The organism is Azonexus sp., from assembly GCF_036170495.1.
Lineage (GTDB): Bacteria > Pseudomonadota > Gammaproteobacteria > Burkholderiales > Rhodocyclaceae > Azonexus.
The window spans coordinates 1-6,420 of the sequence record NZ_JAVHPH010000048.1; the positions used below are offsets into that span (position 1 = coordinate 1).

General features: G+C 55.7%; 8 protein-coding genes. 6 read left to right on the top strand and 2 right to left on the bottom strand.

Annotated elements, in window-relative coordinates; all coding sequences use genetic code 11:
- Positions 1 to 68: 68 nt before the first annotated feature.
- Complete coding sequence (locus tag ADADOO_RS01780; protein ID WP_511274484.1) at positions 69 to 326, top strand: PEP-CTERM sorting domain-containing protein; 258 nt, start codon at positions 69 to 71, stop codon at positions 324 to 326.
- A 103-nt stretch (positions 327 to 429) separates the two neighbouring features.
- On the opposite strand, the gene ADADOO_RS01785 is transcribed toward ADADOO_RS01780, so the two are convergent.
- On the bottom strand, positions 430 to 696 hold the full coding sequence (locus tag ADADOO_RS01785; RefSeq protein WP_511274486.1) for a phosphopantetheine-binding protein: 267 nt from the start codon (positions 694 to 696) through the stop codon (positions 430 to 432).
- Positions 697 to 703: 7 nt separating this feature from the next.
- On the bottom strand, positions 704 to 2,467 hold the full coding sequence (locus ADADOO_RS01790) for a serine hydrolase domain-containing protein (protein ID WP_511274487.1): 1,764 nt from the start codon (positions 2,465 to 2,467) through the stop codon (positions 704 to 706).
- 126 nt (positions 2,468 to 2,593) lie between these two features.
- Between ADADOO_RS01790 and cysE the strand changes: the two genes are divergently transcribed.
- From cysE to ADADOO_RS01815, 5 genes are all read left to right on the top strand, one after another.
- Positions 2,594 to 3,349 carry a serine O-acetyltransferase gene (gene cysE, locus ADADOO_RS01795; protein WP_511274489.1) on the top strand — a complete coding sequence of 252 codons (756 nt, stop codon included), beginning with the start codon at positions 2,594 to 2,596 and terminating at the stop codon, positions 3,347 to 3,349.
- 58 nt (positions 3,350 to 3,407) lie between these two features.
- The gene (iscR, locus tag ADADOO_RS01800; protein ID WP_511274490.1) at positions 3,408 to 3,914 is read left to right on the top strand and encodes a Fe-S cluster assembly transcriptional regulator IscR; all 507 of its coding nucleotides are present in this window, start codon (positions 3,408 to 3,410) and stop codon (positions 3,912 to 3,914) included.
- 10 nt (positions 3,915 to 3,924) lie between these two features.
- Complete coding sequence (locus ADADOO_RS01805) at positions 3,925 to 5,085, top strand: cysteine desulfurase family protein (RefSeq protein ID WP_511274491.1); 1,161 nt, start codon at positions 3,925 to 3,927, stop codon at positions 5,083 to 5,085.
- A gap of 34 nt (positions 5,086 to 5,119) precedes the next feature.
- Positions 5,120 to 6,331 carry an IscS subfamily cysteine desulfurase gene (locus ADADOO_RS01810; RefSeq protein ID WP_511274493.1) on the top strand — a complete coding sequence of 404 codons (1,212 nt, stop codon included), beginning with the start codon at positions 5,120 to 5,122 and terminating at the stop codon, positions 6,329 to 6,331.
- A 21-nt stretch (positions 6,332 to 6,352) separates the two neighbouring features.
- Positions 6,353 to 6,420, top strand: a 68-nt coding sequence (locus ADADOO_RS01815; protein ID WP_511274494.1) for an iron-sulfur cluster assembly scaffold protein, incomplete at its 3' end; no start/stop codon positions are given.

The window sequence follows — 6,420 nt, forward strand, 5'->3', positions numbered from 1 at the left end:
AATGCACTGCTTAAACTGACGGCATTACTGTCTTGACTCAGGGGGCCACTTCAGTTGGCGCAGCGACAGTGAATATCAATGCCCAAAATGTTCTATCTTCATACTGGTTAATTGGTGCCTATAACCCGTTGGGTGGAGCGGTAGCCGCCGGATTTACTGATGGTGATGATTACGTAAAGCTCAAATCTGTGACCGGTTGCGCGAAACTGGAGGATGGGTGCAGTCCTCCGCCGCCGTCAAGCAATGTTCCTGAGCCGGGTTCTCTGGCCTTGGTTGGCCTTGGTTTGCTCGGTGTGATGCGTCTGCGTAAGGCGCGTCAGGCCTGACCAGCCAAAAGGGTAAGTTCTAACGACAACGGCACCTTCGGGTGCCGTTGTCGTTTCTGGTGCGGTCCGGATTGCTGTTGCTTTCCCTGGACGTTTGCAGCCATTATCCCTGACTTCGATTGGTCTCGATCAGTGTTGCCAGAGAAGCCACCGATTGCAGGTGCTGGCGGGTTTTTTCATCGTTGGCTTCCAGTGTGACACTGTATTTTTTCTTTAGGCCCAGGACGAGTTCAAGGGCATCGATGGAGTCTAGACCTAGTCCATCCTCGGCAAAGAGCGGGGTGTCGTCACCAATGTTGGCCGGGGTGACGTCTTCGAGATTCATCGTCTCGATGATGAATGCTTTCAGTTCCTGGTGTAGTTCGCTCATATTCAGTTCAGTTCAGTTTCTTGCGCATTTGAATGCCGGAAAATCCCAACATGGCTTTGTCGCCGGCTCCGATCAGGCGTAGCGTGTCGCCACGCCCTGTGCCCAGGCCGGCTGTGACGACTTCGTTCTCGGAGACGGCCCGGAAAGCGATACGCAGCAGCAGGTCCGGAATTTCCGGGAAATGGGCCTCGCCGACGAGTAGACCGTTGTCTTCCTTGAGCAGGAGTTTGTCGGGGGCCGGGCCATCGATCTTGCTGATGATCTCGTAGTTGCCGAGGTTTTTCCGGAATCGCTCGGGGATGGTGGTCGGCTTGAGCTTTTCGCCAAAGATCAGTGACTCGGCGCCTATTCGGCCAATGATAATTTGCCTTCCGTCGACATTGGCCATCGACAGATGTATGTCCTCGAAAGCGCCGACGCGGACTGCCATCATGCCAAATAGCCGGTACTTGATGGTGAGCAGGCCGTCGTCGTGTGGAACCAGGCGGAATTGGTGCCCGGCAGCATCGACGTCTATCTGACCATTTTTTGTGCTGATTCTGGCCAGGCCAACCATGGTGTCGAAATTGCCATCGAACTGGCGTAATTCCTCGGCGGTCGGGGCGCGTTCTGCAGCACGTACTGGTGCTGTCGGGTCTTGTCTGATCCCCGTCTTGGCTTCGAGCATCAGACGCAGGGCTTCGGTGGCTATTTTAGAGACGGCGACGTGCGAAGTTGAGGAATTCGTCAGCACTACGACGCCCAGTTTATGGGCCGGCAGGATTGCCATCATGCTGTGCGAATCGGGCAAGGAACCCCCGTGACTGGCAACCGGGCCGCCACCGGGGACGTCGATGCCGCTCATCATCCAGCCCAGGCCGACGAACTGGCCGAAGGTCAGCGGGAAATCCTTGTTCTGGATGCGCACCATTTCGCCCACCGATTCTGGCGCGAGAATTTGCTGCTGCCTCGATTTGCCGTCGGCGAACTGCATTTTGAGGAACTGGCCGAGGTCGACCACGTTGCTCAACAGGTTGGCGGCCGGCATGTCGCGCATCGAGAAAACCTCGATTTCCTTGTTGCGGTCGTAGGCTTTGGCAATTGGGCGTGGCTCGAAGCTGCTTTGGGTCATGCCAAGTGGCTGAAAGAAGCGGCGATCCATGTAAGCCTCGAAAGGCTCTCCGCTGACTTTCTGGATTGCTGCGCCAAGCAGCGCCATGCCGAGATTGGAGTACGAGAAGACGTAGTTGGGCGGAAAGGCCTGATATTCGTCGCGAATTTTGTGGACGACCGACTCGAAGCGATCGGGTTCCCGGACGAACAATCCTTGCAGGAAATTCGATGGCAATCCGGAGTGGTGGCACATGATGTTACGCGGCGTCACCGGTGCGGCATTCGGATAGCGCGTCTTGATCGAGAATTCAGGCAGGGCGGCGGTCAGTGGCTGGTCGATGTCCAGTTTTCCCTGTTCGGCCAGTTGCATGGCGGCGGCAACGGTGAAAATCTTGGCAATGGAGCCGGCGCGATAAACCGTTTCCGGTGTGGCTAATGCTTTGTTTTCCAGGTCGGCGTAGCCAAAACCTTGTTGCCAGACGACTTTTTGGTCATCGACCAGCGCGATACTGAGGCCGGTGATTTCATTTTCGGCCATTTCACGGTCGACCAGCCAGGAAAGGTATTTTTGGGTGTGGCTGTAATCGCCGCGCTGATGGCTAGTCGCGATCGGTGGTGGTGTTGCGCAACCAGCAAGGAAAACGATAGCAACAAATAGCGATGCGAGGCGGTTGGACATGAATGATTGGCAATTTGCGTCAGGTGTCGGATTATAAACTTATGCAACGTACAGCCGGGAAAATAGCTGACAAATTCAGTCGAGTATTCTAAAATCGCCCTCCATTCAACAGGGAGGGCAGGTTTCATGTTCCGGTATCTGCGTGAGGACATCCGTGCGGTTTTTGACCGCGACCCGGCTGCTCGCTCATCCTGGGAGGTTCTTACTTGCTACCCTGGAATTCATGCCCTAATTATGCATCGCCTTGCGCACTGGCTATGGGGGCACCGTCTCCGCTGGCTTGGCCGCTTCACGGCGCACTTGTCGCGAATGCTGACTGGTATCGAAATTCACCCTGGGGCGACCATCGGACGACGTTTCTTCATCGATCATGGTATGGGGGTCGTGGTTGGCGAAACCGCCGTGATCGGTGATGACGTGACGCTTTACCATGGCGTAACGCTCGGTGGCACCTCGTGGAACAAGGGTAAGCGCCATCCGACACTGGAGAATGGCGTGGTCATCGGTGCTGGCGCCAAGGTGCTCGGGCCGATCACCATCGGCGCAGGCGCCAAGGTTGGTTCCAATGCCGTCGTAATCAAGCCGGTGCCTGCAGGGGCGACCGCTGTTGGCAACCCGGCGCGGATATTGAATAACAGCGAACAAGCTCGCCAGCGTGAGGCGCAGGCTGAGAAACTGGGCTTTTCGGCCTATGCCGTGGGTCGGGATCAGGATGATCCGCTGGCCAAGGCGATTCATGCATTGTTGGATCACGCTACTGAAACAGATCGACGTCTGGCCTCCTTGGTCAAGGAACTGGATGCTCAAGGCGTCAAGTGTGATCAGGATGTCGAACAGTCCGATGTCTTTGATCCGAAATACCTGAGCAAAATAGTTGACTAATTTTGTCTGGCTTGGATATAGTTGACTGCAATGCTAGGTTATTGACAGGAGGTTCGGGATGCGTTTGACGACCAAGGGACGTTTTGCTGTTACGGCCATGATGGATCTTGCCATGCGGGGCGGCGACGGGCCGGTGGCGCTGGCTAGCATCAGTGGGCGGCAGCAGATTTCGCTGTCCTATCTGGAGCAGTTATTTGGCAAATTGCGTCGCCACAAACTGGTCGACAGTGTGCGCGGCCCCGGTGGCGGCTACTGTATTGCTCGCCCATTCGTTCAAATTTCCGTTGCCGACATCATTCGTGCTGTTGACGAACAACTCGATGCAACCCAGTGCGGAGGTCGGGAGAATTGTCATGATGAACACCGTTGCATGACGCATGACTTGTGGTCGACGCTCAACGCCAGAATGTATGACTACCTTGCGTCGGTAACGCTTGCCGATCTTGTTGAGCGAGAAAGCGCCAAGCACGCTTCTGGTCTGGCTGTATTTGTTGAAGACAAACGCCGACTTGGTCCGCAACCGCGAGGTCATGCCGGGCGCGACAAGTTGCCGGCAGTTGCCTGAGCGCGAGGCAATGTCCAGGCCGGTTTATCTCGATCACAATGCCACGACACCGCTCGATCCGGCGGCGCTGGCAGCGATGTTGCCATGGCTTGAAAGCCAGTTCGGTAATGCATCAAGCCGCCATGAGTACGGTCGTCGGGCTCGGCAAGCGATAGACGAAGCACGGCAGAAAGTAGCCGCGGCGGTTAACGCTCACCCAACAGAGGTTGTTTTTACCAGTGGTGGCAGCGAAGCAAACAACCTGTTTCTGAAGGGGGCTGCGGCCAGCCTCAAGCCTGGTCTGATTGCCGTTAGCGCCATCGAACACCCGTGTGTACTTAAGCCAGCCGCCCAATTGGCTCGGCAGGGTTGGCTGATAAGGCATCTTGCGGTCGACGGTGCTGGTCGCCTAAAAATTGAAGACTATGCCGAGGCGCTGCTCGCCAAACCAAAATTGCTATCGGTCATGCTCGCCAACAATGAAACAGGTGTCGTGCAGGATATTGCCGCCCTAGCGATTGCCGCAAAGGCCTCCGGGGCCTGGTTCCATTCCGATGCCGCGCAGGCTTTGGGCAAGCTGACTATCGATTTTCGCGCCTTTAACGTGGCGGGCGTTCATGCCATGACGCTGTCGGGGCATAAGGCTGGCGGGCCCAAGGGCGTGGCAGCGTTGGTTCTTGACAAGCGAGTCGAGTTGCAACCACTGATTGCGGGCGGTGGCCATGAGCGCGGACTACGCTCTGGTACCGAAAATGTGCCAGCGATCGTCGGATTTGGTGTCGCGGCGGAACTTGCAGCGGCTCGCGTTGCCCAACTAGCGGGCCAAATGCGATCCATGCAGGGGAAACTGGAAGCGGGACTGGCGGGATTGGGTGCTCGTATTTTTGCGATGGAAGTCATGCGTTTGCCGAATACCTGTTATTTTGCCTTCCCGAATATTGATGGCGAAACGTTGGTCGGCAAGCTGGATCGCGAAGGGTTCGCGGTGGCCAGTGGAGCGGCATGCTCCAGCGCAAATCCTGAGTCGTCGCATGTCCTGCGCGCTATGGGAGTGGCCCCTGAAATCGCTCGCGGAGCGGTGCGTGTGAGCCTTGGCATCGGCAATACAGAATTCGAGATCGAACAATTTATCAATGCCTTGCGGGTGACTGTCGGACACCTGCGGGGTCTGACAGCGCTTGCAGTTCATTGAGTTGTCTGAATAACCCGACTTAGCGAGAATGACGATGAAACTCCCCATTTACCTGGATTACTCAGCAACTACCCCGGTCGACCCGCGTGTCGCCGAAAAAATGATTCCCTACCTGTGTGAGCATTTCGGCAATCCTGCATCGCGTTCGCACAGCTTTGGCTGGGTTGCGGATGCTGCGGTCGAAGAGGCTCGCGAACAGGTGGCAGCACTGGTTAATGCTGATCCGAAGGAAATCGTCTGGACCTCCGGTGCGACAGAATCCAACAACCTCGCTATCAAAGGTGCCGCCAATTTCTATGCTGGCACCAAGGGCAAACACATCATTACGGTGAAGACCGAGCACAAGGCTGTACTCGATACCGTGCGTGAAATGGAGCGCCAAGGATTTGAGGCGACCTACCTTGACGTTAAGGCAGATGGCTTGCTTGATCTCAATGTCTTCAAGGCGGCCATTCGCCCGGACACCGTGCTTGCCTCGGTGATGTTCGTCAATAACGAAGTCGGCGTCATCCAGCCGATCGCTGAACTCGGTGAAATCTGCCGCGAGAAGGGCATTATTTTTCACGTCGACGCTGCACAGGCGACCGGCAAGGTTGAGATCGATCTAAGTAAACTCAAAGTCGATTTGATGAGCTTTTGCGCGCACAAAACCTACGGCCCGAAAGGCATTGGTGCGCTGTATGTGCGCCGCAAGCCGCGTATTCGCCTTGAGGCGCAAATGCACGGTGGTGGCCATGAGCGTGGCTTCCGTTCGGGTACGTTGCCGACGCACCAGATCGTCGGCATGGGCGAGTGCTTCCGCCTGGCTCGTGAGGAAATGGCTGAAGAGAACAAGCGCATTGGCGCCTTGCGCGACAAGTTGCTGAAAGGCTTGCAGGATATCGAAGAGACCTTCGTCAATGGCGACCTGGCGCATCGGGTGGCACACAATCTCAATATCAGTTTCGCCTACGTCGAAGGTGAGTCGATGATCATGGCAATCAAAGATTTGGCGGTGTCTTCAGGTTCGGCCTGTACCTCCGCCAGTCTGGAGCCATCGTATGTATTGCGAGCCTTGGGGCGTGATGATGAGCTAGCGCATAGCTCCATCCGTTTTACCATTGGTCGTTTTACGACAGAACAAGAAATTGACTATGCAATCAAATTGTTGCATGCGAAAGTTGGTAAATTACGCGAGCTTTCTCCGTTGTGGGAAATGTACAAGGACGGTATTGACCTGAGTACCGTTCAATGGGCCGCGCATTAAAGAAATTCAAGGAGAAATAACATGAGCTACAGCGTTAAAGTCATTGATCATTATGAGAATCCACGGAATGTTGGTTCCTTTGGTAAGGA

Coding starts and splice junctions, on each gene's coding strand:
- ADADOO_RS01785 (WP_511274486.1), bottom strand. CDS start 696: ATGAGCGAACTACACCAGGAACTGAAAGCATTCATCATCGAGACGATG.
- ADADOO_RS01790 (WP_511274487.1), bottom strand. CDS start 2,467: ATGTCCAACCGCCTCGCATCGCTATTTGTTGCTATCGTTTTCCTTGCT.
- cysE (WP_511274489.1), top strand. CDS start 2,594: ATGTTCCGGTATCTGCGTGAGGACATCCGTGCGGTTTTTGACCGCGAC.
- ADADOO_RS01810 (WP_511274493.1), top strand. CDS start 5,120: ATGAAACTCCCCATTTACCTGGATTACTCAGCAACTACCCCGGTCGAC.
- iscR (WP_511274490.1), top strand. CDS start 3,408: ATGCGTTTGACGACCAAGGGACGTTTTGCTGTTACGGCCATGATGGAT.
- ADADOO_RS01805 (WP_511274491.1), top strand. CDS start 3,925: ATGTCCAGGCCGGTTTATCTCGATCACAATGCCACGACACCGCTCGAT.